At 49.9% G+C, this 24,731-nt stretch carries 25 protein-coding genes; 3 read left to right on the top strand and 22 right to left on the bottom strand.

The window, feature by feature from the left end:
- Positions 1-32: 32 nt before the first annotated feature.
- The 8 genes from trxA to AC6B99_RS14980 form a co-directional block, all read right to left on the bottom strand.
- Positions 33-344 (bottom strand): thioredoxin, encoded by a 312-nt coding sequence (trxA, locus tag AC6B99_RS15015; protein WP_056036730.1) that lies wholly within the window; start codon positions 342-344, stop codon positions 33-35.
- Between the two features lie 70 nt (positions 345-414).
- The gene (locus AC6B99_RS15010) at positions 415-834 is read right to left on the bottom strand and encodes an RrF2 family transcriptional regulator (RefSeq protein WP_056036728.1); all 420 of its coding nucleotides are present in this window, start codon (positions 832-834) and stop codon (positions 415-417) included.
- A 135-nt stretch (positions 835-969) separates the two neighbouring features.
- Positions 970-1,803: an aldo/keto reductase gene (locus AC6B99_RS15005; RefSeq protein ID WP_496663631.1), complete on the bottom strand. Its 834-nt coding sequence runs from the start codon at positions 1,801-1,803 to the stop codon at positions 970-972.
- A 744-nt stretch (positions 1,804-2,547) separates the two neighbouring features.
- The gene (locus tag AC6B99_RS15000) at positions 2,548-3,402 is read right to left on the bottom strand and encodes a carbohydrate ABC transporter permease (protein WP_414811837.1); all 855 of its coding nucleotides are present in this window, start codon (positions 3,400-3,402) and stop codon (positions 2,548-2,550) included.
- A 48-nt stretch (positions 3,403-3,450) separates the two neighbouring features.
- On the bottom strand, positions 3,451-4,362 hold the full coding sequence (locus AC6B99_RS14995; protein WP_430160309.1) for a carbohydrate ABC transporter permease: 912 nt from the start codon (positions 4,360-4,362) through the stop codon (positions 3,451-3,453).
- Positions 4,363-4,437: 75 nt separating this feature from the next.
- Entirely contained in the window at positions 4,438-5,811 is a 1,374-nt protein-coding gene (locus AC6B99_RS14990; protein ID WP_056036720.1) for an extracellular solute-binding protein, read from the bottom strand.
- Positions 5,812-5,858: 47 nt separating this feature from the next.
- Positions 5,859-7,175: a glycoside hydrolase family 125 protein gene (locus AC6B99_RS14985; protein ID WP_056036718.1), complete on the bottom strand. Its 1,317-nt coding sequence runs from the start codon at positions 7,173-7,175 to the stop codon at positions 5,859-5,861.
- A 290-nt stretch (positions 7,176-7,465) separates the two neighbouring features.
- Positions 7,466-8,632, bottom strand: a complete 1,167-nt coding sequence (locus AC6B99_RS14980; RefSeq protein ID WP_056036716.1) for a GntR family transcriptional regulator — start codon at positions 8,630-8,632, stop codon at positions 7,466-7,468.
- Between the two features lie 227 nt (positions 8,633-8,859).
- Between AC6B99_RS14980 and AC6B99_RS14975 the strand changes: the two genes are divergently transcribed.
- On the top strand, positions 8,860-9,066 hold the full coding sequence (locus tag AC6B99_RS14975) for a hypothetical protein (protein WP_056036713.1): 207 nt from the start codon (positions 8,860-8,862) through the stop codon (positions 9,064-9,066).
- 54 nt (positions 9,067-9,120) lie between these two features.
- Here the strand turns inward: AC6B99_RS14975 and AC6B99_RS14970 are convergent, their stop codons facing one another.
- The 9 genes from AC6B99_RS14970 to AC6B99_RS14930 form a co-directional block, all read right to left on the bottom strand.
- Positions 9,121-9,786, bottom strand: coding sequence for a serine/threonine-protein kinase (locus AC6B99_RS14970; protein WP_081418853.1), 666 nt, complete (start codon positions 9,784-9,786; stop codon positions 9,121-9,123).
- A gap of 139 nt (positions 9,787-9,925) precedes the next feature.
- Positions 9,926-10,240, bottom strand: a complete 315-nt coding sequence (locus tag AC6B99_RS14965; protein ID WP_056036712.1) for a DMT family transporter — start codon at positions 10,238-10,240, stop codon at positions 9,926-9,928.
- 1 nt (position 10,241) lies between these two features.
- Complete coding sequence (locus AC6B99_RS14960; protein WP_081418852.1) at positions 10,242-10,661, bottom strand: DMT family transporter; 420 nt, start codon at positions 10,659-10,661, stop codon at positions 10,242-10,244.
- 39 nt (positions 10,662-10,700) lie between these two features.
- Positions 10,701-11,309: a TetR/AcrR family transcriptional regulator gene (locus tag AC6B99_RS14955; RefSeq protein ID WP_056036709.1), complete on the bottom strand. Its 609-nt coding sequence runs from the start codon at positions 11,307-11,309 to the stop codon at positions 10,701-10,703.
- 216 nt (positions 11,310-11,525) lie between these two features.
- Complete coding sequence (locus AC6B99_RS14950) at positions 11,526-12,221, bottom strand: stalk domain-containing protein (protein WP_056036707.1); 696 nt, start codon at positions 12,219-12,221, stop codon at positions 11,526-11,528.
- A 309-nt stretch (positions 12,222-12,530) separates the two neighbouring features.
- Positions 12,531-13,898: an MBL fold metallo-hydrolase gene (locus AC6B99_RS14945; RefSeq protein WP_496663630.1), complete on the bottom strand. Its 1,368-nt coding sequence runs from the start codon at positions 13,896-13,898 to the stop codon at positions 12,531-12,533.
- A 3-nt stretch (positions 13,899-13,901) separates the two neighbouring features.
- Positions 13,902-15,572, bottom strand: a complete 1,671-nt coding sequence (locus tag AC6B99_RS14940) for an ABC transporter permease subunit (RefSeq protein ID WP_494860986.1) — start codon at positions 15,570-15,572, stop codon at positions 13,902-13,904.
- Between the two features lie 147 nt (positions 15,573-15,719).
- Positions 15,720-16,805 carry an ABC transporter substrate-binding protein gene (locus tag AC6B99_RS14935; protein ID WP_496663629.1) on the bottom strand — a complete coding sequence of 362 codons (1,086 nt, stop codon included), beginning with the start codon at positions 16,803-16,805 and terminating at the stop codon, positions 15,720-15,722.
- 59 nt (positions 16,806-16,864) lie between these two features.
- Entirely contained in the window at positions 16,865-17,839 is a 975-nt protein-coding gene (locus AC6B99_RS14930) for an ATP-binding cassette domain-containing protein (protein WP_494860990.1), read from the bottom strand.
- A gap of 220 nt (positions 17,840-18,059) precedes the next feature.
- Here AC6B99_RS14930 and AC6B99_RS14925 point away from each other — a divergent pair, with 220 nt between their 5' ends.
- A complete protein-coding gene (locus AC6B99_RS14925) occupies positions 18,060-18,983 on the top strand; it encodes a LysR substrate-binding domain-containing protein (protein ID WP_056036697.1) in 924 nt (307 codons plus the stop codon).
- An 87-nt stretch (positions 18,984-19,070) separates the two neighbouring features.
- Positions 19,071-19,934, top strand: a complete 864-nt coding sequence (locus tag AC6B99_RS14920) for a hypothetical protein (protein WP_494860994.1) — start codon at positions 19,071-19,073, stop codon at positions 19,932-19,934.
- Between the two features lie 138 nt (positions 19,935-20,072).
- Here the strand turns inward: AC6B99_RS14920 and AC6B99_RS14915 are convergent, their stop codons facing one another.
- The 5 genes from AC6B99_RS14915 to AC6B99_RS14895 all read right to left on the bottom strand — a co-directional run bounded on the left by AC6B99_RS14915 (position 20,073) and on the right by AC6B99_RS14895 (position 24,652).
- Positions 20,073-21,749 (bottom strand): ribonuclease J, encoded by a 1,677-nt coding sequence (locus AC6B99_RS14915; RefSeq protein ID WP_046231290.1) that lies wholly within the window; start codon positions 21,747-21,749, stop codon positions 20,073-20,075.
- Positions 21,750-21,875: 126 nt separating this feature from the next.
- The gene (locus AC6B99_RS14910) at positions 21,876-22,187 is read right to left on the bottom strand and encodes a hypothetical protein (RefSeq protein WP_494860997.1); all 312 of its coding nucleotides are present in this window, start codon (positions 22,185-22,187) and stop codon (positions 21,876-21,878) included.
- Positions 22,188-22,297: 110 nt separating this feature from the next.
- On the bottom strand, positions 22,298-23,362 hold the full coding sequence (gene hisC / locus AC6B99_RS14905; RefSeq protein ID WP_494860999.1) for a histidinol-phosphate transaminase: 1,065 nt from the start codon (positions 23,360-23,362) through the stop codon (positions 22,298-22,300).
- Between the two features lie 97 nt (positions 23,363-23,459).
- Positions 23,460-24,128, bottom strand: a complete 669-nt coding sequence (locus AC6B99_RS14900) for a YIP1 family protein (RefSeq protein WP_162241903.1) — start codon at positions 24,126-24,128, stop codon at positions 23,460-23,462.
- Positions 24,125-24,652, bottom strand: a complete 528-nt coding sequence (locus AC6B99_RS14895; RefSeq protein WP_494861001.1) for a GNAT family N-acetyltransferase — start codon at positions 24,650-24,652, stop codon at positions 24,125-24,127. Before AC6B99_RS14895 ends, AC6B99_RS14900 begins: the two co-directional genes overlap by 4 nt.
- Between the last annotated feature and the right edge of the window lie 79 nt (positions 24,653-24,731).

The following is a 24,731-nucleotide window of genomic DNA, read 5'->3' as shown; positions in this document are numbered from 1 at the left end:
CCCTTCATTGAATCAATGTGCGACCAAAGGTCTTACAGTTGATTGCTGATTTTTGCTTTCAAAGCATCTTTGCTTTGCAGACCTACCATTTTGTCAACGGGCTGTCCGTCTTTGAACAAAATAAGGGTTGGAATGCTCATTACGCCGAATTGCGAAGCCAGTTCAGGCTCTTCATCGACATTGATTTTTGCAATTGTAGCTTGGCCTGCAAGCTCAGTTGCCAATTCTTCAACGATTGGAAGCTGCATTTTGCAAGGTCCGCACCAAGGTGCCCAGAAATCCACCAGAGATACGCCGCTCTCTACGTTAGATGAAAAGTTGTCTTTCGTTAATGCTACTGCCATTTCAATCATCCTCTCCAGCTGTGTTGTATGATAAGGGAATACCCCTCACACCGTCTTTATAATCAGTTGCCTATTCACACGCATGAATCTGGCCAAGCACATCTTGAATTGTCGTGTGACTGAAATGAGCTTCAAGCTGCTTCTCCGCCTCACAAAAAATCCGGAACATCACTTGGTTCATATTGGAGCCAACGACGCACTCCATGCCCGGATCGCCCGAGCACCAGCTTGGAATAAGCGAACCTTGCGCCATCACTCGGTAAACATCGGCAAGCGTTACTACTCTCGGATCAATCGTCAGCCGATAGCCGCCTCCCGATCCTTCGCGCGTATCCACATAACCGCTGCGGCGCAAGCCGCTCATCACCTTGCGAACGCGGGCTGAATGAGTGCCTACGTTGACGGCAATCATCTCGCTGCTCGCCATGTTTTCCGGCAAATGAGCTAAATATACAAGACTGTGTACGGCAATTGTAAATTCGCTGTTCAATGTGAACGGCCTCCCTGTTTAGTACTGTAATTTTATCAATTACAGTTCAAACTGTCAATAGTCCGTTCCCGCTAATATTCATCATTAGGATGCGATGACTCTTCATCTATTATGCACGGGCCGTCCAGCCTACCTCTAAAAATTGAAATTCATCGGATTGGAGCCATAACGACGGCCTTCGTTTAACCCATCAATCGCCGCAACCTCCGCTTCCGTCAATTCAAAATCAAACACATCGCCATTTTCGACAATACGCTCTTTTCGAACGGATTTCGGAATTGTAATGACGCCTTTTTGCAGATCCCAGCGGATGACGACTTGCGCCGGGCTTTTGCCGTATTTGCCAGCCAGTTCCTGAAGCAGCGGCACGTCTAAATTCCCTTGCATGAGCGGGCTCCAAGCCTCAAGCTGGATGCCCTGCTCGCGGCAGAAGCTTTGCAGCTCCGGCTGTGTCAGCAGCGGATGGAACTCCACCTGATTGACCATCGGCTTAATTTCGCAGCCCGGCAGCAGCTCGTCGAAATGCGGCAGAAGAAAATTGCTTACGCCGATGGCCCGAACATAACCATCCTTATAAAGCTTTTCCAGCGCGCGATACGTTTCCGTAAATTTGCCGGCTACTGGCCAATGGACTAAATACAAATCTATGATATCCAGCCCTAGACGCTTGCGGCTAGCTTCGAATGCTTGCAGTGTCGTCTCATAGCCTTGGTCCCGGTTCCATACCTTCGTCGTAATGAACAGCTCGTCCCTCGCAATTCCACTTTCGACAATGGCACGCCCTACGCCCGTTTCATTGTTGTAAGCGCTTGCTGTATCGATGCTGCGATACCCTGCTTCTATGGCGTAACGCACAGCGTGCTCAACCTCATCACCTTCTTTCGACAAGTATACGCCAAGCCCCAGCCGCGGCATTTGCACCCCATTATGCAGCGTCGTTACTTCTGTGCTAATTGCAGCTTTAGTCATCTTTGTTCCTCCTGTTCTTTTTTAAAATATAAGCTTGTATAAGTTTCACACTTATCATTAGGCTTATATTTCTCGGAATGAAACGCGCCGCGCCGCCAAAGGACGGCGACAGCCGTTTCGCCTTGAGAAAAGTGATGAACGATAGCAGTAAAACTATTTTCCACAAAATAGTAACAACAAAAGACGGGTGGGTCAACCTATTCCTTTGACTGCATTTATGCAGAAGTAACCTATTTGCTGGATATATCCACTCATTTGAAGCGTGCTTAACCTAATGGTATATAAATCAAAGTCGACCTGCTACTCCTTGCCTGGCGCTCTTTCAAGGCCAAACTCATTTGACGATTTTAGTTTGAGACAGCAGCAAGCAATTCTGCTTAGACCATAGTTACAGAGACCACTGTGGCTGAGAACATGAAGCTCGGGACGCGTTTTCCTTTTTGGAGGACTGAGGAGCCGCTATTCTGGATTTTGCTGCGATTTTGGACCAGAAGCGGACAGGAAATCCGTTATTACCTTAAAAATAACGTTAAAATGGGTTACGGCAGCTCATTAGCGGCTCCTGTGTCCGCTGACTTCGCCATAACCCATGGTTCTGATGAAATAGCTGCTCCTGTGTCCGCCAAATCTTCCTTGTACAGGTAGTTCCCCCGAAGCAAAGAGCATGAAGCAATAAACGTAAAACAGCAGCAAGCTCTTCCCTCAGGGATATCGAGCCTTGCCGCTGTTTTTTTACGTTTGTAATTAACCCTTATTCGCCCCGCCAAAGCTAAAGCCTTGGGACATAAAGCGTTGGCCGAACACATAAAGCGCGACCGCAGGGATCGTGTAAATGATTGAGAAGGCAGCCAGCTTGCCATATTGCACAATGCCATTTTGCCCAAAATACTGGTAAATGGTAACGGCAGCAGGAAGCTTCTGCGGGCTTTGCAGCAAAATGAATGGCACGAGGAAGTTCCCCCAGCTGCCGGCAAAGGCGAAAATACCGACTGTGAAAATACCTGGCAGCATCAGTGGCGCAACAACTAGGCGAAGCGTCGTCCAAATGGACGCGCCATCCACCCAAGCAGCCTCCTCCAGCTCCAAAGGCACGGAATCCATGAAGTTTTTCATCATCCAGATGGAATATGGCAGCGCGGATGCGGCCAAGAACAAAATGGTGAAAAACAAGGAATCCTGAATTTGCATGTACAGGAAAAATTGATAAACCGGAACCATAACTGCCGTAATCGGCAAGCCTGTTGCGAACAGGATCACATACATGAACGGACGTTTATACCGCAGCTGATAACGTGACAGCGGATAAGAAGCTAGCCCTGCCGCCGCTACAACAAGCAGTGCTTGTCCAAGAGCCAGCAGCAAGCCATTGCCGAAAGAGCGCTGATTGTCAGAGCTCGCTAGTGTAGACGTATAATTGCTTAGCGTTACCTCATCCGGCACCTTCAAAGCAAGGGTAGCTGCTCCATCGAACGAAGCCAATACGAGCCACAGCATTGGAAGCAGGAACAATAAAGCGATAAAACTCAAAATAATATAAGGAAGCACCCGGCCGACCATAAACCGATTCATTCTGGGGCGCTTGCGTACGTTGCTGCTCATTTTCGCGTCCTCCTTTTAATAAACCATTATCCAAGCTTTGCGCATGGCTTACAGCTTCACTTTAAGAAGCTTCATATACAACAGACTGGCAACAATACCGATCAACAGCAGAACAAGCGAAATAGCTGTGCCGTAGCCAAGCTGATAGTTGACGAAGGCCTGATGATACATATAGATTGGCAGCGTCTCCGTTGCATTTCCCGGACCGCCACCTGTCAACGCATAAATAAGCGTGAAGGAGCCTAATGTTTGAAGCGTTACGAGTACCATATTCGTTACAACAGAACCGCTAATCATTGGAATGGTAATACGGATAAGTCTCTGCCAAGCCGAAGCGCCATCAATCATGGCTGCTTCCTCAACCTCTTTAGGCACGTCGCCTAGTGCAGCCTGGAATACCATCATCGAGAAGGCTGTTCCATGCCATACGTTTGCAATAATAACGGATACCATCGGGAATGTGTACAGCCAAGCAATAGGCTCAAAGCCTATGCCTTGAATGAATGCATTAGCCGTTCCCGTATCATTCAGAAAAGCAAACCATACAAATGCGCATACCACTTCTGGCGCGACCCAGCCCGAGATGACGATGGAGCCGACTACGCTGCGGAATACGCGGTTTCTACCATTCATTAGAAAGGCAATAAGAAAGCCCATAACTTGCTGGCCAATAACGGCCGAGAAAATGAGGAAGAGGATGGTGTTGCCTACAGAAGTGCGGAATGTCGCATCCTGAAACATATTCGTGAAGTTTTGGAACCCGACAAACTGCGTATTCGCTGCTGCGGCCCCTGTCAAAGCCATATTCGTAAACGCGAAATAAAAAGTTAATACTGCCGGCACGAAGAAAAAGAGTAAAAGCAGCAGCCAGCTAGGCGATAAGAATAGCGCTGCTCTCCACTGTTCACTGCCGTTCCCTTTCCTTTTCGCTTTGGGAAATCGCGAGTTTATCGCTTCCATCTGGTATCCTCCTGACTGAATTTGAAAAAGACAAGCCGATTGTCATTAAGCAACAATCGGCTTCCCAGCTGTGTGCTACTTCGTCGCTACTTTATCAGCGCCGACTGTTCTTTCTACGCTTTTTGCATATTCTTTCATGGCAGCTTCAGGCGCAAGAGATCCCGATGCCACTTTTTCAACCATTTCTTGAATGGAAGTCGATACTGCCGGGTAATTCGCATTAGTAGGACGAACATGTGTGTACGTAATAAATTCAGCAGCTACGCCATACAGCGTACCAGGCTGGCCCGTGTATTCAGTATCAGCCGCAACGTCGGTACGAGGCGTTAGAGCGCCGTCCAGCATAGCGAACTCTTTGTTGTGCTGTTCATTAGTTGCCATTTTAATAAATTCAAAGCCTAGCTCTTTTTCAGTGGATTTCGCACCAACGCTAAGCGTCCAGCCGCCAGACATCGAAGTGAAGCCAGGCTCTTGACCTTTCTCTGTCGGCATTTTCACGTAGCCATATACATCAAGCGCTTCCGGCCACGGCTTGCTGCCGCTTGCCGACCAGTTGCCTGTCAACCAGTTGCCATTCAAGACAATTGCGACCTTCTGATTCGGCATCAGATCGGTCTCCAGTACTTGACCTGCTTGTGCAGTCAGTACTTGCGACATTTTCGGCCCCATGCCCTCGGAGTAGATGGTGTGAATGAAATTCAGCGAGCTCAAAATGCCCGGGCTTTGCGTAACCCACTTGCCATCTTCATAAAGCGTGTCGTCTGTTCCATAAAGCAGCATTTCGAACGTTTGCATCGTCGTTGCTTCTTGGCCTGCTTTACCAGAGTTCATCCAGAAAGGAATAATGTCTGGCAGCTTGGATTTAATCGTGCGGGAAGCGCTCAGCACTTCGTCCCAGCTCTTAGGCTCCCAAGGCACAGGCAGTCCTGCTTTCTTGAACAGCTCTTTGTTGTAATACAAGCCGCGAACGTCAGTGGAGAAAGGTACGCCATACACTTTGCTGTCCGTGGCTGTTACAGCCGCTTTAATACCTTCGTTGAATTTGCCCCAATCTTCCCATGAATCCACAGCAAGCGGCTCAAGGTAGCCGGCCTCGCTGTCGGCATTAATCATGAAGGAATCTTCAGCAAGCACCTCAGGCGCCGTTTTCCCATCCATCATGAGCAGTGGAATTTTAGTTGCATATTGCGAGCCTTCAATTGGCTGCAGCTCAACGGTAACGCCAGGATTGGCTTTTTCAAAATCCGCCTTCACGCTAGTCAGCCACTTGCCCCAGTTGTCCGTCTCATTCCATTTGCCATAAGCGACTTTAACTGTCTTTGTCGCTCCTGCTGCGGAAGTTGCTTCTGCACCCTCCGAGCCATTTGTGCCTGCATTTCCCGAACATGCTGCTGTGAATACAGTTAAAGCTGCAACCGTACCTGCCAGAATTGTTTTTTTACCTGCCATCTTGATCGCTCCCCTTATTGTCCGTCTGTTACGCTTATTATTTGTTCCTATATTGAACGAGCATTCATGCTCGATGGAACCTTAAAGCCGCAATACGTCAAAATCAATTCGCTAAACAAGGCATTGGCCCAAGAAAACCATTCGCGCGTATACTCGCTAGGATCATCTTTATGAAAGCCTTCATGCAGAAAATCAGTTCCGGCATCCGTGCTCTCCAGCACGTTCAGCAGCCGCTCAACCTCTGCCTCATCTTGTGAAGTCAGCGCTTGCATAGCCAGTGAAATGTGCCAAATATAGTTTTCCGGAGTATGAGGGCTGCCAATTCCTTGCGCCGCCGTACCTACGAAGTAATAAGGATTATCCTCGCTAAGAACGAAGCGTCTCGTATTCAAATAGATCGGATCATCCAGCTTGCAACAGCCGAGATAAGGCAACGACAGCAAGCTTGGCACATTCGCATCATCCATCAGGTTGTAGCTGCCAAGGCCATCTGTTTCGTAAGCGAAAATTTTGCCGAACTGCTCATGCTCGACTGTCGCATACTGCTCAATGCCGGATTGAATTTCATGGCGGAGAGCAGCCGCTTGCTTCGCCAGCTCTTGATGGCCAAGCACTTCCACCGCAATTTCAGCCATATAATCCAGCACAACAACAGCAAACATGTTCGATGGAATAAGATAGCCGTAGTCGCAAGCATCGTCACTTGGGCGGAAGCCTGACCAGGTCATGCCAGTGACTGCGCTTGGCGTGCCTTTGCCTTCATTCAGCAGCGTATCCGACTGCGGACAATCCGTTCTTTGGAAACGGTAGCTCGACTGCCCATCGTGATTCTGCTCCGTCCTCCACACCCGCAAAATGCTGAAGCATGCTTCACTGAATGCCTCATCCAAATGCGCCGTAGTTCCCGTTGTCTTCCACAGCAGATAAGCAAGCTGGATCGGATAGCAGAGCGAGTCAATTTCATATTTGCGCTCCCATAGCCAAGGACTCATTTCCGTTAAATCGTTTTGATGCCCCTTGCTATTGGCATGCTCATTAAACGCATTAGCATAAGGGTCCTGCAATATATGTTGAATTTGCCGTTTGACAACGCCTTCAATTAAACGTGCCATCTCTGCATCTTCATTCGCTAAAATTAAGTACGGACGAACCTGAGCTGCTGAATCTCGCAGCCACATCGCTGGAATATCGCCCGTAATGACGAAAATAGCACCGTCAGGCTGAGGCTTCAACGTCGTCGTTAACGTATTGGAGAAACAGTTTGCAAACATCCGGGCCAGCTTCGTACGCGAACCGAGCTTCCCTTCTACTTCCTGGATCAACGACTGCACCGATGTCGGCAGCGTTTCCATTACTTCAGTCATTTCAAGCATCCCTTTCTATATAAGCGCTTTCAAGTTGTTTATGTACCGATATTAATCTATATTTCATGGTATGTCAATATACTATGTTATATTATTTAAAAACAAATAGCATGTTAATTGTTTGCTAGGCAAACCCCCTATTCATGTCCTTAAATTATAATAAAAGATAAGCACAAAGCCCTTGCTGTCTCAATTGACAGAAGGGCTTTATCTCTATACTTGCATTCAGTTTCTCACGCGAGCTTAAAAAATATGCAAAGCACGCTTAAACCGCCCAGCAGCACGCTTGCTTATTGTGGGGCGGGCCCTGTCGATTTGCCTTGGACAAGCTTTACTTGCAGCGATATTTTGCTAGGGAGCGTAGCGCCCTGGATCAGTTCCAGCACATTATTGACAGCGAGGCGGCCAATTTCTTTCTCATTCTGCTCCAAATGCGTAAATGGATACAGCGCCGACGTGCTCTGCGGGCTGTCAAAGCAAATAATCGAAATTTGCTGCGGAATTTGCAGACCCATCTTCTCTACCGCTTCCTTCGCTATGAGCGCCAGCTCATATTCCATCGCAAACAATGCGGTAATCCGCGGATGCTCGCGCAGCATCTGCTGAATGATTTTCACATATTTATCGATGAGGTGGCTGCTGGAATTGTCATTGGACGTCCAGTTCATATCGGTCAGCCAAGACGAGCGATCCAGCAAAATGCCGCCTTCAGCATGCGCCTGCACAAACCCTTCAATCCGTTCCTCAATGGCCACATTGTCCGTCACCCGCGAAGCAAGCAGTCCAATATGGCGATGGCCGTAGTTAAACAAATGCTGGACACCCAATCGCGCCGCTTCTACGTTGTCTGAGCTGATGGCCGTTGTATCCGTCCATTTCAAATAACGGTCTACCAGCACATGCGGGAATTTGTCGATGACCAGCTTTAAAATTTCCGGGCTGAAGTTTTGACCGCGCGTCGGATATATGATCAGGCCATCTACGCCGTATTGGCGCAGCATCTGAATCGCCTTCTCTTCTACATCTGGCTGGGAAAAAGAGATGCGCAGCATCAAATAAACGCCGAGCGCCTGCGCCGTCCGCTCCATCTCCGACAGCATTTCCTTGCCGTAGCTATCGCTGAAATCCTCCATGATGAGCCCTAATACAATCTGCTGTGTGCGCACAGAAGCAATTGCCTGAGCTGCCTGATCTTGCGCAGGCGGAGCTTCGCCCTGCTCCTGAATTGCATGCTCGATGACGAACGAGCCGCGGCCCGGCTGACGCATAATATAGCCGTCTTGAACGAGCATATCCAGTGCTTTCTTGGAGGTAATTCGGCTGACTGAAAATTCCTCCATCAGCTCCTTCTCCGAAGGGATGCGGTCACCGACCGTATAATCTCCGATTTGGATCTTTTCGCGCAGCATAAGATACATTTGTTCATATCTAGGCTTTAAAGCGTTCATGCCTTCCATTATACATTCACCTTCAGCATCTATTTGGTCGTACCGGGACGATGTCATGATTATACATATCCACCTAGTATACTATGTCATGTCATTTCTGGAAAGCTTATAATGCCGCTTCCGGCAAATGCGAGCTTATCCTCCAGCCCTTTGAATAAATCTGTCATGGCAGCGGGAGGACCCGGAATATATATAGCTTGAACGGATAATCTGTGCAGAACTCGGAGGTGCATAAGATGGGGCTGCTGTGGCGGCGGTGGGTTGCCATCAGAACCGAAAGCGGTTCTAGGGCGGATATCATTGACCGATTGGAGGCTCATTTGAAGGCAAGCGGCATTAAGGCAAAAATTACACTGGAAGGCAATTTGAAACGGCTTCATGTACTTAAGAAGGACGTTGAAGCCGCTCAGCAACAGCTGGACGCTTTCGACTCCGAACCTTAAGCACAGGCGCGGGCCGGGCACGCATTATCTATGCGGCTGCCCGGCCGCGCACAGCTATCTGGAGGAAGCACGCACCCAGCGATAGCCTTTGCGCACACCATTCATGACCCACTCAGGCACGGGCATAGAATGCTTGGATAGAAACGGCATATAAATCCGGTTGTACGCTTTTTTCAAATCATCCCACATCATGCAAGGCTCTTCTTTAAGAAAATCGGATACGTCTACGACAAGGCCGCGGTCATCGCTGGATACCATGACATTTTTGCCATGAACATCATGCGGAAACAGTCCCTGCTCCCGAGCGTAATCCAAAGCGGCATCAATTTCCGCAATAATGCGGTCCTCAATGATCACACCCTCAAGCACACACTTATACAGCGTCTTCCCTTCAAGCCTGCGCAGCATCAAATATTCCAGCCCATTGCTTGTGGAAGCATGGTAGCAGGTCGAATATGCAGGGTGATCGCCCAAACGGCGATAAACTTCCCGCTCCGCTTCCCAGCCTTCTCTGCCCGGCGCATACACCTTCACCGCTATATCCTGCGCATCCTGATGGACGAATACGCCAGCGTAATTGCCCGCTCCAAGCAGCTCCCAGCCTTCCGGCAATACATCCACTTGAATGGGCTCGCCATGGTTAATGCTTTGGAGCCTCACTCCTTCAAGCAGCGTTCGTTCTGTCATCTCAATCCATTTCTTCAGCCGTTTCTCTTCCATGCACTATGCCTGCCTCTCTCGCCATGTCTATACTCTATTCTATTATTTTAAATCGGAAACGGCGAAAAGAAAAGAAGAGCGACACAGGTTCGCCCTCCTTCTTTAGGTTTATTGTCTACTTTTATCCATATCGCAACTATTAACCTACCAGCTTGAGACCAATGACGCTTCCAATAATCATGAGGACGAAGAAGATTTTACGCCAGTCGCGCGATTCTTTGAAAAAAATCATCCCCAGAATAACGCTGCCGACTGAGCCGATTCCCGTCCAAATGCCGTAAGCGGTACTGATTGGAATGTCCTGAAGCGACCGCGACAGGAAGTAGAAGCTGATGAAGCCGAAAATAATGGCTCCAACCGTTCCTCTCCATCGTTTAAAGCCGTCCGACAGCTTCATGAATGTTACGCCGCCGACCTCGCCAAGGCCGGAAATAATTAAAAAGATCCATGCCATCTTATTTTCCGCCCCTTCCCTGCACGACCGGTGCTGCCTGTGCCGCTTGCGCACTCTGCTCGACCTCTGCATTCGCCGCCTGCTCTTCCTTAGGCTTCTCACTGGATACGAGCTTAAGCCCGATAATGCCGATGATCAGCGTACCGACCAGCAGCAGGCGTTTAATATCCGCAGACTCGCCTAATACCAAAATGCCGAATACGACCGTACCAGCCGTACCAATTCCGGTAAATACCGCATAAGCTGTGCCTATTTCCAGCAATTGCATCGAACGGGCGAACAGCACAAAGCTAATAACAATTAAAATAACAGTAATGACGCTTACTAGCGGGTCTGTAAATCCTTTCGAATATTTAAGACCGAAGGTCCAAAATACCTCAAATATGCCCCCGAATATGACATAAAGCCAAGCCTTCATCATAAAAACCCCTCTCTGTACCCTCCGTTAAATCCACCTTGCTTAATCTGTCGTCCAGCTCTTCATTAGCATTTCCCAAACGACTTGCTTGCGTGAAACAAACACCGACTGCTCATATATCTGGTTGGCGACCAGCAAGCCATCAAGCAGCGTATAAAAAACCGCAATCATATGATCCACTTCCTGCTTAGAAAAAATGCCCGATTGCTGCCCCTCCACGAGCAGCGCACCAACTACAGCATCCACCCGCTGCTCGTGCGCCAAAAAATCAACGCGGAACTGCTGCTGCAAATGTTTAGGCGGCACCATCATCATTCGTTTCAAAAACCACTGCCCGACCGTCAAATGCGGGAAATCCGTGAAAAAATCATACACCTCGCGCAGCCGCTCGATAACTGGCTTGCCTTGCGACTGCCCGATAAGCGCATCAAACTTCATGCCCTCTTCCGCCATCACGTCAGCGCAAAGCTCTAAAAACAGCTGCTCCTTTGACGCAAAATGAGCATATATAGAAGGTGTCTTAATCTGGACCGCCTTGGCGATATCAGACATGCACGTTCCTTCATAGCCATATTCCGTGAAAACCGTCAGAGCCGCCTGCTTCAGACGCTCTGCCGTAGCTCGCGGCACACGCTCTTGTTTTTCCGCCATCGCAATCTCCCCTTTTCAATCGGCAATGATTTTGCCTAACGAACGTTAGTTAGAATCATGTTATTGTAAAATGCCCTAGCTAAAAAGTCAAGACTCCTTCGGAAAGCCGAATTCCCGGGGGCCAATAAAAATAAACCACCTCTGCCGCATGGAAGCGACAAAGGTGGTTTATTTTTATTTGTAGGTGACACGGGATAATTACGTCTTAGGTTAAGTTTACAGCTTCGCTACGCTAACTGCGATTTTCTCCATTTGCGCTTCAGTCAACGCTTTATCTGGGGAGCTAATCGTAATCGTGCGGTCATCGAGCTGGAAGCTCAGCATTGGCAGGTCGCTCGGCGTATACCATTTCGCTTTTACCCCGTTCGACAGCACGACCTCCTTGCTTTCATAACCATCCGAGTAGTCTCTTGGAGATACATTGACGTTCATATGCTTGAAAATCACACTAACGCCGTCGCCCCCGGCAAACGATTTGACAAAAGCATCTCCGGCTGCCATCTGCTTAGGCGCATATGCCGTTTCAAAGCCATCAAATGCAGCAAAATCCTTCTTAATGAGTTTGATTTGCGCATCGCTGTATTTGACCTCTACATATTGCTCCGATGCTTGCTGCCCTTTGCCAATTAGCACCTGATTATTTTTCGAATCATATTGAATCGGTGTATCAAGTGCTCCCGCTAGCGAGCGGACAGGCAAATACATTTTATTCTGATACATAATTGGCGAAAGCTTATGGCCGTTCTCGTCTTTGAGGGTATAAGCAGCTCCATCGACTTTAATACTAATATTGCCGTTCAAATATGCTGAGATTTTTTGGAGGCTCGCTCCAGCATATACGCCCGCTGCGCCCGTCAACGTCATTCCGACAACTACCAGCGATACGATTCCTTTTTTCATGTTGTTTTTCATTTTTATAATCTCCTTTTGAATACTCCGTTTTTTTGTTTTATCTCTATTTTTTATAATTTCAATAACTGGACGCTCTAGCTGGACGTTGCTGCTGTCCCTCCTTGTTTGCCGCTGCTGCGTCCTACCTGATGAATACAGTATATAAAGCGAATATCTCAAGACTATGTCCAGCTTGTATCTAACTTGTAAATAATATTCCCCAATTCCAACACGAATGAAAGCCTTAGCAGGCAGCAAAAAAACAGCATCGATTCATTACGACATTTTGGCGCCGTGAATCTCTGCTGTTTTCCATTTTTCATTATTCATTTAAAAAATCAACCGGTCACCCGGGCTCAGCGAATACACGCCCTTATAGCCCTCTTCCTCCAACACTTCAAGCAATTGATCGGTTCTTGGCTTAACGGCATGCGCCAGCACGACAGAGCGGCTAGGCACCCGCTTCATCATCTGCCTGACATCCGGCAAGCCTTGGTGCACCTTATAGCGGATATGCTGCACCTGAATTGGGAAGTCAGAGGCATGGCACCCGCTGCTGTCGCTGCTGCCAACACTGCTTCGCAGCGCCATTTCGCCATAAGAACCTGCGGCAAGATGTCCGGTCAGCAATACGGCATGGCGGGCGGCGCCCGAAAGCTGCTCATAATACCACCGTGCAACTTCGGACTGCATCATGCCATCATTCGTAAAAATCAGGGCGCTGCCCTTGCGAGCAAGCGTCTTTAGCCGCTCCTCTTCATTGGCGACAATCGTAAGCCTGCCATTCGCCAGCAGCGCCTCCATACGGGCCAGCGCTCCGTCGCCCAGCCATTCCGACAGCGCAGCCAGCTGGTGGAGCGGCTCCATCAGCGCCCGCTCCACAATAAGCTGCGCCTCGGGGAAACGCTCGCTCGCCCATACCAACAGCTCCTGCCCTCTCCCGCTTGTCGGCACCGGATACAGCACCGAGCCCTGCGCCCGCAGCACTTCCTCGGTCGCCCGCTCCAACTCCGCCAGCCGAACCGCCTGCGAATCCGGGTTCGCCCCGTAAGCCGCATCGATGATCGCAAGATCGGCGATGCGCCCTGTCTCAGAGATAGAGCGGCGGGCGGCATCCGCCTCATCGCCGCCCTCGCAAATCGCTCCCAGCAGCGGTTCGTCTGTCGCAAGCAGACCCGATTCAGCCGTATAATCGCCTGAAAAATAAACCAGCTTGCCATGCCAATCGAGCGCCAGCCAAACGGCGCCTGGCAAATGCCCGCTGCGGCCCCATTTTATGCGCAGCCCGGGGAACACGCTGCTCCATTCATCTGCGATGGATCGCTCCTCCAAATAGGCATAGCGGATAGCCGCAATATGCTCATCCCCATAAGGGAGCTCGGCGGCCTGCGAGCGGGCATAACGGCTCCACGCCTGATAATAACCCGGAAGCTGCTGCGCCGTCACGCGGCTCGTCCATACTTCACCTTCATAGCCGTGCTTATACAGCAGCGGCAGCGCCATGGAATGATCCTCATGCGCATGCGATAAAAATACCGCTTTAAGCTGCGGAATCACCTCTGGACTAATGAGCGGATATTGTCCTCCGCTTTCTTTTTTCCCGCCGCAATCCAGCAAAACCGCTTCGTCTTTATATTGCAGCAAATAGCTGGAGCGGCCGTGCTCGCCCGCTCCACCCCAAATGGTCAGTTGCATCATCAGCTATTCCACTTTCTGTTGTGAGCTAAAAACATTCATCGCCAGCAGCAGCACCGTCGTGACGCCAACCGAGATAACAGCCATCGCCATCCCCATCGACACCTCTCCCTGCTCAAACTGGGCAAAAATATACGTCGCCGACGTTTTCATCGACGGCGGCAGGACGAGCAGCGAAGCCACCAGCTCCCGATTGGATATCGTGAACGTCATCATCCAGCCCGCCAGCATGCCGGGCAGCAGCAGCGGCAGCAAAATCCGCCGCAGCACATAAAGCCTGCGTCCGCCAAACACTTGTCCCGCCTGCAGCAGCATCGGGTCGATTTGCCCGTAGCTCGCTTTCACATATTGCACGGTATAAGGCAGGAACAAAATAACATATGTCAGCACGACCATGCCGTACGTATTGTAAAGCGGAATCGGCATCCACTTCGCATTCCATAACAATATCAATCCTACAACGATGACGATGCCAGGTACCGTATTCGGCAGCAAGCTGAACAGATCGACCAGCTTCTGCCCCGGCGTACGCGAGCGCTGCACCGTCAAGGCAAACCACGTGCCCAGCACGACAGCAATCGTGGAGGCGACAATCGACAGGCCGAAGCTGTTAAGCAGCGCATCCAGACTGGAAGAGCCTGGCGTAAGCAGCTCCACATAATGCTGGAGCGTCAAATTGTCCCATGCGAGGCCTACGCCGCGCAGCTTCAAGAGCGATGCCGTAATAATCGAAAAATACGGAATACCGATAGAGGCAAGGAGCAGTACCCCAATGTACAGCGAGCACAATATCCGGCCCCAGCGGCTCATCTTCGCTGTCTGCTTGATAGCGCCCTTGCCGCCGACTAAACGATACGAGTAGCGGCTGCTAATCGTGCTTTGGATATACCACATCACAAGACAAGCCGCGAGCAGCACCGAAGCAAGTGAAGTCGCCTTGCCAAAATCAATCGGCCAGCTGGAAATATATTTATGGATTTCCGAGGTCATAACGTAAAAGCCGATTTTGCGCCCGAAGGTGGCGGGCGTGCCAAATTCGGCAATCGTTTTTACAAAAATGAGCAGGCTGCCCATGACGTAGCTTGACAGCAGCAGTGGCAGAACGATGCGCCGCAAGCGGTACAGAAAGCCGCCGCCATGCACCGCCGCCGCTTCCTCCATGCTGCCGCCGATTTGCAGCAGTGCATTGCGCAGCAGCAAATACAGAAACGGAAATAAATGCAGGCTCATAATTGCCACCATGCCGCCAAAACTGAAGAAGGCAGGCGTGATTGCTGAGGATGCCGGGATGAACTGCTCCATATAGCCATTCGTCTGCATGAACAGCATCCAGCCCATCGACCCGATGTAGGGCGGCGTCATGAAGGGGATCAGCAGCACAATATCCAGCCACTTGTGGCGGCGCAGCGGCGTCTTCGCCATGATCCAAGCCAGCGGGAAAGCTAGCACCGTCGTAGCCGCGATGACGCATAGTCCGAGCCAAATCGAATTGAACAGCACCTCGCTAAGCTCGCTTTGCCTAATGATTTGCAGCGGAGCAAGCAAATCCAGCTTCTGGTCCGTATATAAGCTCGTGCCGAATACGATCAGCAGCGGCGCGAGCACCAGCATGCCGAGAAGCGCCAGCGCCAGTCCCATGCCGAGCCAAACATAGTTTTTGAATAAAGAGGATTGCATCGTCAGACCACCCGTCTATTACCTGTTTATTGCTTGTATTGCTTGTGTATTGCCTGTCTATTGGCCTTTCCTATAGCTTGCCTATTGCCAGCACCGCCCGATACCTAATGCCTTAAGGCAGCAGATATCAGGCGGCTGGTGTTCGCTTTATTTAAACAATTGGGTAAACTTCGTCGTTACGCTGTCGCTATTTTCGTTCATCCACTGCCAGTTCACGTTGAAGGTAGGAATTTCGTCCACACTTGCGCGATCCTTCGCTTCCACATCCGAGCGGCCTGGGAGCAAATACGCGCCAGTAACCATTTGCTGAGCATCATCGGAAAGCAGATAATCGATAAAAGCTTTGGCATTGTCGGCGTTTTTGGTCGTGCCGACAATAGCAGCCGGACGCGGGCTAATGACGCTGCCCTCTTTTGGATAAACAATATCCACCGGCTCGCCAGCCGCTTTCGCTTTGTACGCCATGTAATCGACGCCGGCAGCTACAACGGATTTCGCTCCTGTAATGACTGGATCAAGCGCCTCTTGATTCGCTCCTGCCATCGCTACGCCGTTTTGCTTGTAGCTTTCGAAAAGCGACCAGCCGCTATCGCCCGATGCGCTCAAATAGCCGGAAATAAAATCAAGTGCGGAGCCAGACAAGGATGGATCTGGAATGTTGACCTTGCCATTCCACTCCGGCTTAGCCAGATCCGCCCATGAAGCTGGAGGCGTCTGTACAAGCTTAGTATTATACACAATGCCAAGGGCAGAGGCGCTGTAGCTGAAATATTGTCCGTCTTTATCCGACCAGTCGGCAATTAGCTTGTCCGCATTAGCCGCTTCCGGGTAGCTCATCAGCATGCCTTCCTCTTTCAGTCCTTGCATCGCTGGAAGCGACGCCAGTACAAGCACATCAACCGCTGGATTCGATTTTTCCGCTTCCATGCGGGCCAGAATTTTGCCCGTTGTGCCTTGGAACATTTCAACCTTCACGCCGGTCTTCGCTTCAAAGCCTTCCTTAATTTTGTTCGCAAGCCCTTCTGGTCCTGCGCTGTATACAACTACGCTGCCGCTCAGTTTAACCTCTGTTTGCTGCTGCTGCTCTGCTGCTGCAGATGCGGCTGGTGCCGAAGGTGACGCAGACGCCTCACTGCTTGCTTGTCCATTGCTTGCTGCTGCTCCACAGCCTGCCAAGCTGACTCCCATAAATGCGGTTAAAGCAAGCATCATGCCTTTTTTAGCTAATTTCATTGGTAGGGCCTCCCGATTGTTCTCATTTTTTTATTTGTCAAAACATGTAACCCACTCGTTTAGGACACCACTTCATGCACATGCTCCGGCGAGGCGTAAACCTGCACCTTATCACCAACGAGCAGCCTCGACGGAGAGTAGGCCGTCCAAATGCCCAGATTCTCCTGCATCTCAAGCTCTACCTCATAGCGGTCGCCCATGTAGCTGGCATGCCGCACCTCCGCCTCAAAGCGGTGGTCCTCCGCATCCGCCTCCCGAAAGCGCACATGCTCCGGCCGCAGCATCCACTTGTCCTTCATCAGCCAATTCGACTTGCCGATGAATCGGGCGACGAACGGATGCTCCGGGGCGCTGTATATTTGCTCCGGCGTCCCCTGCTGCAAAATTTCGCCGCCTTGCAGCACGACAACCTCATCCGACATGCTCATCGCCTCCGTCTGGTCATGTGTGACGTAAAGCGCCGTCACGCCTGCTTCCTTCACCAGATGGAGCAGCTCCGCCCGCATCTCATCGCGAAGCAGCGCATCCAGTGCGCTGAGCGGCTCGTCGAACAGCACAAGCTGCGGCTTCATAACGATCGCTCTCGCAAATGCGACGCGCTGCTGCTGTCCGCCCGACAGTTGATGCGGATAACGCTTCTCCATGCCCCCAAGACGGACGGTCTGGAGCGCGCCCAGCACCGCTTCCTGTAGTCCAGCCTTCATGCCGGCAGCACGGAGGCCGAAGGCGACATTTTCAAACACCGTCATATGCGGCCAAAGCGCAAAGTCTTGAAAAACCATTCCGAACTGCCTTTGATGAGCCGGCCTATTAATCCGCTTCACTTTGGAATAGTAGCACTCTCCATTCACATGAATCTCGCCGCCATCCGGCGTTTCAAGTCCTGCGAGCATTCGCAGCAGCGTCGTTTTGCCACAGCCTGACGGGCCAAGCAGCGTCGTAAAGCTGCCTTTGGCAATCGATAAGCTGGAAGGCCGCAGCGCGTGAACAGCGCCGAAAGACTTTTCCAAATGATTCATTACGATATGTCCCATATGCATTAACCTGCCTGTCTATTAAATGACTGGCGGAGCAGGCAGCCGAGGCTTCCTTGTCCGCTAGGCTTTAAGCTTGACCTCAGTATAGCCTCCGACTATTCGTTGTTTATTTGAGCTGTGTAAATGAAAGATTAACTTTTTAGTGGATTTGTTTTAACATTCATCGAATTTTTCTATGCTACTTTTATAAGTATCCGATAGTAGGAGGCAACCGCCTGTGAATTTATTGAAGCTGAAAATTATTGAGCTGCTCGACAAGCATAAGAAAATTACCCCTGTTGCCCACGAGCTGGATCTCAAGCAGCCGACCATTACCTATCATATGAAAAGCCTGGAGCAGGAAATGGGCGTCAAGCTGTTCGAGGCGCGGGCGGATAAAATGCTGCTGACCGCACCCGGCAAGGCGCTGCTTCATTATGCGGTGCGCATCAATAAGCTGGCGCAGGAAGCCGAGCGCGTCGTTATGGAATATGGCAGCCTGGCCCGCGGAAAGCTGACCATTGGAGCGAGCTACGTCCCGGCTACCTATGTGCTGCCGGAGGTGCTGAGCAATTTTTCCAAACACCATCCGGGCATTGAAATTTCCGTGCTGGTGAAGCCAGCGCCTATTATTAAGGAAAAGCTGTGGAGCCATGACATCCATCTTGGCCTCATCTCCTCCGAGCCGTTCGAGCAGCCCTCCTTGTCCACCCATAGCATTTGCGAAGATGAGCTGGTCGTTATTTTTGCTCCTAATCATCATCTCGCAGCTTATGAGACGCTTAATCCGGGTCTTATTGCTACGGCCAATTTTGTGCTTCATGGCGAGCAGTCCAGTACGCGGGAAATGACGACGAGATGGCTGAACAATCACCGCATTGACCTCATTGGGCCGATTGAGCTTGATTCGATTGAAGCCATCAAGCAGACGGTGCAGCAGGGCGGACATATTGCTTTTATTTCGGAGCTTTCCGTACAGGAGGAGGTTCGAAAGGGACAGCTGCTTATGCGGAAAATCCCCAATACCCGTTTTCAGCGCTCGATTTATTGCTGCTATAACAAGGATCGCTATGACTCCCGGCTGACCGAACAATTTATTGATACCCTCCATAGAAGCTTTAAAAATTCTCCGACACCATCCATTAATTATTGGAAAAATTAACATAATCCGTTTCCATGCTTGATTCCTCGCGAACAATGGCTCCCTAAAGTAAAGGTTGTAGGTCCATTATGAAGAGGAGATGAGATAATGAAACATTGGTTAACGAAAGCAGGAACGATGGTTTTGAGTGCGACGCTGCTGCTGTCGGCATTCCAGGCACCGGACACCGTACAGGCAAAAAAGCAGGAAGCGAATATGGTCCCATCCTATGAGGTCAAGCTGCTGCTGGATTCTACGCAGGTATTGAACAGCAATTTGACGCTGAGTTCCGCTGTTGCCTCCCAGTTCAATCTGACTACTTCGAGACAAACCAATGTGGAATATTTCGATACCAACAGTCTTGGTCTGGATGATGCAGGCTGGAACGCACGTTTTCGCAAAAAAGAGGATAAAAACAACTACGAGCTCACATACAAAAAACGCTATGCTGTGCAAAATGGCAATATTGACGCGGCGCTGACGCTTGCAAACACAGAAGGCTTTGACATTACGGATGACAATTACAAAGCGGAGATTGATTGGGGCTACAGCAAGCAGACGCTCAGCATGTCCGTCGATAAAAAGGTAAGCCAATCGCTAAACGGCGCGCTCGGACTTCCATCCGAGTCAGCCGCCCGCCAAATGCTGCTCGACGAGCTGCCAGGCAAGCTGAAAAACTGGGGGACAAGCAATTGGGGCAAGACGCAGCTGCAAAACTCGCGTGCATACGGCCCTATCCTCACAACGAAGCACACAGGCACTTGGAATGGCCTTGAGGTAGACGTTGAAATTTGGCCAATCCGCAATGCTGCCGGTACAGGCATTGAGCCAATCGTGGAAATTTCCTTCAAAACAGATGAATACAGCGTCGCTAATACGAACCGTACCGCACTCATTAACAGCTTGAACAACCTCGGCTGGCTCGTGCCGGCAGATGGACTGAAAACGCAGCTTGTATTGGAACGTTATTAAGACCGCAGCTCTAAAATGAACGCAAAGAAGACCGTATAGCCGCCTGATGAAACAGGCCGGTTATACGGTCTTCTTGTTCATGAATCTATTCAATGATCGGCTCACTAAGCAAAGTGAAGTGGACTGGTTAGGCTCCGATTATACTTCCATGATGATCGGAAGAATCATCGGCTTTCTTTTCGTTTGCTCATATAAGAATCGTCCGAGCGCGTCTTTTACATTAGATTTTAGCGTCGTCCATTGGTTGACATTATCGCTAATTGATTTAGTAATGGTGCGGGATACGATGCGGCCTGCTTCGTCGAGCAGACCTTCCGATTCACGTACATAGACGAAACCGCGCGAAATAATATCCGGACCTGATTTAATCGTTTTGTCCTGCTTGCTGATCGTTACTACGACAACGAGAATGCCGTCCTGCGACAAATGCTTGCGATCGCGCAATACAATATTGCCGACATCGCCAATACCTAGGCCATCGATATACGTATTGCCTGACGAAACTTTGCCCGCTTTGCGTGCTTGGCCATTCGCAATCTCGACCACCTCGCCGTTATCGACAAGGAAAATATTTTCCTTCGCAACGCCTACTGCTTCAGCAAGCTTCTTGTGGTGAAGCTGCATCCTGTATTCGCCGTGAATCGGAATAAAATATTTCGGAGCCATCAGGTGAAGCATCAGCTTCAGCTCTTCTTGGCTGGCATGGCCAGATACGTGCATGCCTGTAGCAGCGCCCTGACCGTAGATCACGTTCGCTCCAAGGCGGAACAGCTCGTCTACAGTACGGCCAATGCTCCGCTCGTTGCCTGGAATCGGCGTTGCGGAAATGATGACCGTATCTCCCTCCAGAATTTCAATCTGGCGGTGATTGGAACGCGCCATGCGCGTAAGCGCCGACATCGGCTCGCCTTGGCTGCCCGTGCACAAAATGACGACCTGATTGTCAGCATAACGGTTCACTTCATTCGTTTCAATAAGCATCCCGTCTGGAATATTCAAATAGCCTAGCTCAGAAGCAATCGTAATCATATTGACCATGCTGCGGCCAATAATCGCCAGCTTGCGGTTCGTTGCGACACCCGCGTCGATAACTTGCTGCAAACGGTATACGTTCGATGCGAACGTCGATACGATAACACGGCGCTCTGCTTTGCGGAAAGCGTCTATGAAGTTCGCTCCGACGTTTCTTTCCGAAGGCGTAAAGCCCGGACGCTCTGCATTTGTACTCTCCGATAGAAGCGCCAGCACGCCCTTGCGGCCAATTTCAGCCATGCGGTGAAGATCAGCATGGTGATCATTAACCGGCGTCTGATCAAACTTGAAGTCGCCTGTGTGTACAACGACACCTTCAGGCGTATCCAGTACAACACCGAGGGAATCTGGAATACTGTGGTTCGTACGGAAAAAGCTTGCAGTTAGCGTCCCGAATTTCAGCTCGGATTCCGCATGAATCAGATGTCTTTCCGTTGCGCCAAGCAGGCCAGCTTCCTTCAGCTTGCCTTCGATCAGTCCCATTGTCAGACGACTTGCGTAGACAGGCAGGCTAAGCTGCTTCAAAATATAAGGTAATCCACCGATGTGGTCTTCATGGCCGTGCGTAATAAGCAGCGCTCTGACCTTGTCCTTGTTCTCGATTAAATAAGAAATGTCCGGCACGATAATATCGATGCCCAGCAGCTCTTCATCGGGAAACTTGGAACCGCAATCAATGACAATAATATCGTTAGCGTATTGTACTGCGTACATATTTTTCCCAATTTCACCTACGCCGCCCAAGGCAAAAATGGATAGTTTGTTTTCTGTTCTGTTATTCAAAATAATCCTCCTATTTTATAAGACTGACGACGATTAATATACATCAAACTAAAAAGATCCGAACCAGTCACTTGTCACCATTATAGCACGAAAATTTAATAAAAAGGAAATAGGCTTATTCGCCTTTTATTCCTTGTTCATTCGACCCAAAATGTAAAGCAAGCCTTTAACAAACATTCCCATAAAAGCCGATGCGGCCACCGTGCATAAATTCAGCCCGTGAATATAAATAACGAGCAAACCTCTGGATGTCACTTCATCGGATAAAGGGAACAATAGCCCCAGCCCATACGTTAAAATGACCGTAACGGGTACCCAAAGCACCGGAATAAATAGCGGAAAATACCAATAGCGACCGCTAAAGCTTCGAACGATGGTTATCGTATAAAGTACGCCAATCAGGACCAGCAAGGTAATTACGCCATTCAAAACCGTCATGCTGTACGCTGTCGCATAATACAAAGTATTGCCGATTAACGAGAAAATTAAGCTAAGAAGTATTACCCTCCGCATAGCAGGGCCGAACGACGAGCGATTTTCCTCAGTCATTACGACTTTACAATATCAGCGATTACGTTAAGAAAAACATCCATTTCCTCATCCGTACCAATACTTACCCGCAAATATTGATCAATGCGAGGCTGCTTGAAATACCGAACGAGTACGCCCTGCTCGCGCAGCTTTTGAAAAAGGTGCTCCGCCGCTTGGTCAGGGTGAGAAATGAATAGAAAATTGGCTGTGGAATCGGTCACGACAAAGCCGAGTTCCCGCAGACGCACAGCCGTCTGATCTCTAGTCTGATTCACTTTGGCCGTAATCTCCTGGAAATAATCATCATCTTCTATAGCGGCAACAGCACCTGCAAGCGCTAAGCGGTCGATTGTATAGGAGTTGAATGAATTTTTCACACGATTAAGGCCGTCGATAAGCTCCTCGCTTCCGATTGCCCAGCCTACCCGCAAGCCGGCAAGCGAACGCGACTTCGATAACGTCTGAATGACGAGCACATTCGGATAATCACAAACTAGCTTAACGGCCGATTCGCCGCCGAAATCAATATAAGCTTCGTCAATGATGACGACTTGGTCGCGGTTATGCTCAAGTATCGAGCGGAACTCGTCAACTGGAACAAGCATCGCTGTCGGAGCATTCGGGTTCGGAATGACAATGCCGCCATTTTCACGCATATTAAATTGCTCCAGCGGCATACGGAACTGCTCATCCAGTTGAATTAAATCCGCCTGCAGCCCGTAAAACTCGGCATACACTTTATAGAAGCTGTATGTAATATCGGCAAACAGCACCGGCTTTGCAGGATCGAAGAATGCTGCGAAAGCAAACGCCAGCACCTCATCGGAGCCATTGCCTACAAAAACCTGGCTCGGGGAAACTTTAAAATAAGCAGCCAGCGACTGCACCAGCGCTCCGCTCGTCGGATCAGGGTATAAGCGCAAATCCTCATTAGCCGCCGCTTGGATCGCCTCGATCACCTTCGGTGAAGGCGGATATGGGTTTTCATTCGTGTTGAGTTTAATGTATTGCTTATCCTTTGGCTGTTCGCCCGGCACATAAGGTACTAGCGATGCCGCAAGTGGGCTCCAGAACTTACTCATGAGTCAAGCTCCCTTCTTTTCGATTAACGGCCCCTGCCGTTTGTCCGCTTTATTCATCCTCATTCAGCATAAAACATTTTGATGCCGAATGCATCCACTAATTTGCGATTATGCCAATGACTAAAAAAGGCAATACAAGAATCATTACAAGTACGATTATAGCTACCGTAATAATTAATGAAACGCCAAGTGCGCGCCAAGCCGAAAACTGATGGGCCTCGCCGACCGCATGCAGCATAATAATGAACACCCATATGCTCAAGACAATTTTGATAATAGCGAACAGCAGGCTAAGAGTCATCAGCACGCCGCCTGGAAGGTCAAGCCCTGAGGCCAGTCCACCCGAATATACAAGCGTATCGGTAAAGCTCCCTCTTCCTAATAGCACAAACTGCGGAATCCAAAGCAGTCCGATTAATACGGAAGGCGCCAAAACGCCACGGGCAAATGCAATGTACATCTGATGCCTGGTGGCAGTGCCGCCGAACCATGAGCCCACCCATTTATACAAAACGCCGGATAAAAATAATCCCCCGATTCCAAGCGGTGCGCCAACTAAAACCGCCAGCAGCAATATCAAGCCCAAATAAATATGATTACCCCACGAATTATCCGCGCCGGTATCCAAAAACTGAAAGATGCCGCTGAATAAAGCAATTACAACAAGCGGCCAGAATGGTCCCGGATGTTTGAGAAAATGCCTAACCGTCTGACGGGGATGAATCCATACGCGAAACCAATATTTCCAATTTCCTTGCTGCATCATTTTTCCCCTTTCGTCCTTTCTCCAACGCGGAGCCCCATAATAACCAAATCGCGCTCCACCCCATCCAGCTCCGCCACTTTCGGCATGTACGCCCATTGCTCAAAGCCGAACTTGCCGAGCAAGCCAAGGCTAGGAGCATTGTGGGCAAAAATAAAGCCGAGCAGCGTCCGAATATGCAGCGCCGGACATGCCTCAAGTGCATGCTTCAGCAGCATGCTTCCCAATCCGCGCGCACGATGCTGCTCCGCTATGTAGATGCTGATTTCGGCTGTCGCCTGATAAGCAGGACGGCCATAAAACGACTGAAAGCTGAACCAAGCCAGCAGCTCTCCGTCCTCTTCCACCACCCAAAGCGGCCGAGTATCCGGCGCATGCTCGTCAAACCAAGCCTGCTTCGCTTCTACCGTTGAAGGCTCCAAATCCGCTGTCACCTGGCGCGACGCAACCGTTGAATTATATATAGCTACAATGCCGGGCAAATCCTCTTGCACAGCATCGCGAATTCGATACGTTTCCTCTGCCATAAACCGCTCTCCTTTGGAGCTGCGAGGAAATTAGCGGTACTTTATTTCGTCGCAGTCTCTTAACGTCATAATATCACCA

The sequence above is a fragment of the Paenibacillus liaoningensis genome, from assembly GCF_059609455.1.
The sequence above is the reverse complement of the archived record's forward strand: the minus strand, read 5'-3'. Positions and strand labels throughout refer to the sequence as shown.

What these genes read in the sequence shown, in the direction of transcription:
- AC6B99_RS14900 (WP_162241903.1), bottom strand. Translation starts at nt 24,128, where the DNA reads ATGATGCAGCAAGGAAATTGGAAATATTGGTTTCGCGTATGGATTCAT.
- AC6B99_RS14955 (WP_056036709.1), bottom strand. Translation starts at nt 11,309, where the DNA reads ATGGCGGAAAAACAAGAGCGTGTGCCGCGAGCTACGGCAGAGCGTCTG.
- AC6B99_RS14995 (WP_430160309.1), bottom strand. Translation starts at nt 4,362, where the DNA reads ATGGAAGCGATAAACTCGCGATTTCCCAAAGCGAAAAGGAAAGGGAAC.
- AC6B99_RS14990 (WP_056036720.1), bottom strand. Translation starts at nt 5,811, where the DNA reads ATGGCAGGTAAAAAAACAATTCTGGCAGGTACGGTTGCAGCTTTAACT.
- AC6B99_RS14930 (WP_494860990.1), bottom strand. Translation starts at nt 17,839, where the DNA reads ATGGGACATATCGTAATGAATCATTTGGAAAAGTCTTTCGGCGCTGTT.
- AC6B99_RS15000 (WP_414811837.1), bottom strand. Translation starts at nt 3,402, where the DNA reads ATGAGCAGCAACGTACGCAAGCGCCCCAGAATGAATCGGTTTATGGTC.
- AC6B99_RS14965 (WP_056036712.1), bottom strand. Translation starts at nt 10,240, where the DNA reads ATGGCATGGATCTTTTTAATTATTTCCGGCCTTGGCGAGGTCGGCGGC.
- AC6B99_RS14980 (WP_056036716.1), bottom strand. Translation starts at nt 8,632, where the DNA reads ATGGAAGGCATGAACGCTTTAAAGCCTAGATATGAACAAATGTATCTT.
- AC6B99_RS14920 (WP_494860994.1), top strand. Translation starts at nt 19,071, where the DNA reads ATGAAACATTGGTTAACGAAAGCAGGAACGATGGTTTTGAGTGCGACG.
- AC6B99_RS14935 (WP_496663629.1), bottom strand. Translation starts at nt 16,805, where the DNA reads ATGAAATTAGCTAAAAAAGGCATGATGCTTGCTTTAACCGCATTTATG.
- AC6B99_RS14960 (WP_081418852.1), bottom strand. Translation starts at nt 10,661, where the DNA reads ATGATGAAGGCTTGGCTTTATGTCATATTCGGGGGCATATTTGAGGTA.
- AC6B99_RS14895 (WP_494861001.1), bottom strand. Translation starts at nt 24,652, where the DNA reads ATGGCAGAGGAAACGTATCGAATTCGCGATGCTGTGCAAGAGGATTTG.
- hisC (WP_494860999.1), bottom strand. Translation starts at nt 23,362, where the DNA reads ATGAGTAAGTTCTGGAGCCCACTTGCGGCATCGCTAGTACCTTATGTG.
- AC6B99_RS14940 (WP_494860986.1), bottom strand. Translation starts at nt 15,572, where the DNA reads ATGCAATCCTCTTTATTCAAAAACTATGTTTGGCTCGGCATGGGACTG.
- AC6B99_RS15005 (WP_496663631.1), bottom strand. Translation starts at nt 1,803, where the DNA reads ATGACTAAAGCTGCAATTAGCACAGAAGTAACGACGCTGCATAATGGG.
- AC6B99_RS14975 (WP_056036713.1), top strand. Translation starts at nt 8,860, where the DNA reads ATGGGGCTGCTGTGGCGGCGGTGGGTTGCCATCAGAACCGAAAGCGGT.
- AC6B99_RS14945 (WP_496663630.1), bottom strand. Translation starts at nt 13,898, where the DNA reads ATGATGCAACTGACCATTTGGGGTGGAGCGGGCGAGCACGGCCGCTCC.
- trxA (WP_056036730.1), bottom strand. Translation starts at nt 344, where the DNA reads ATGGCAGTAGCATTAACGAAAGACAACTTTTCATCTAACGTAGAGAGC.
- AC6B99_RS14910 (WP_494860997.1), bottom strand. Translation starts at nt 22,187, where the DNA reads ATGACGGTTTTGAATGGCGTAATTACCTTGCTGGTCCTGATTGGCGTA.
- AC6B99_RS14970 (WP_081418853.1), bottom strand. Translation starts at nt 9,786, where the DNA reads ATGGAAGAGAAACGGCTGAAGAAATGGATTGAGATGACAGAACGAACG.
- AC6B99_RS14985 (WP_056036718.1), bottom strand. Translation starts at nt 7,175, where the DNA reads ATGACTGAAGTAATGGAAACGCTGCCGACATCGGTGCAGTCGTTGATC.
- AC6B99_RS14950 (WP_056036707.1), bottom strand. Translation starts at nt 12,221, where the DNA reads ATGAAAAACAACATGAAAAAAGGAATCGTATCGCTGGTAGTTGTCGGA.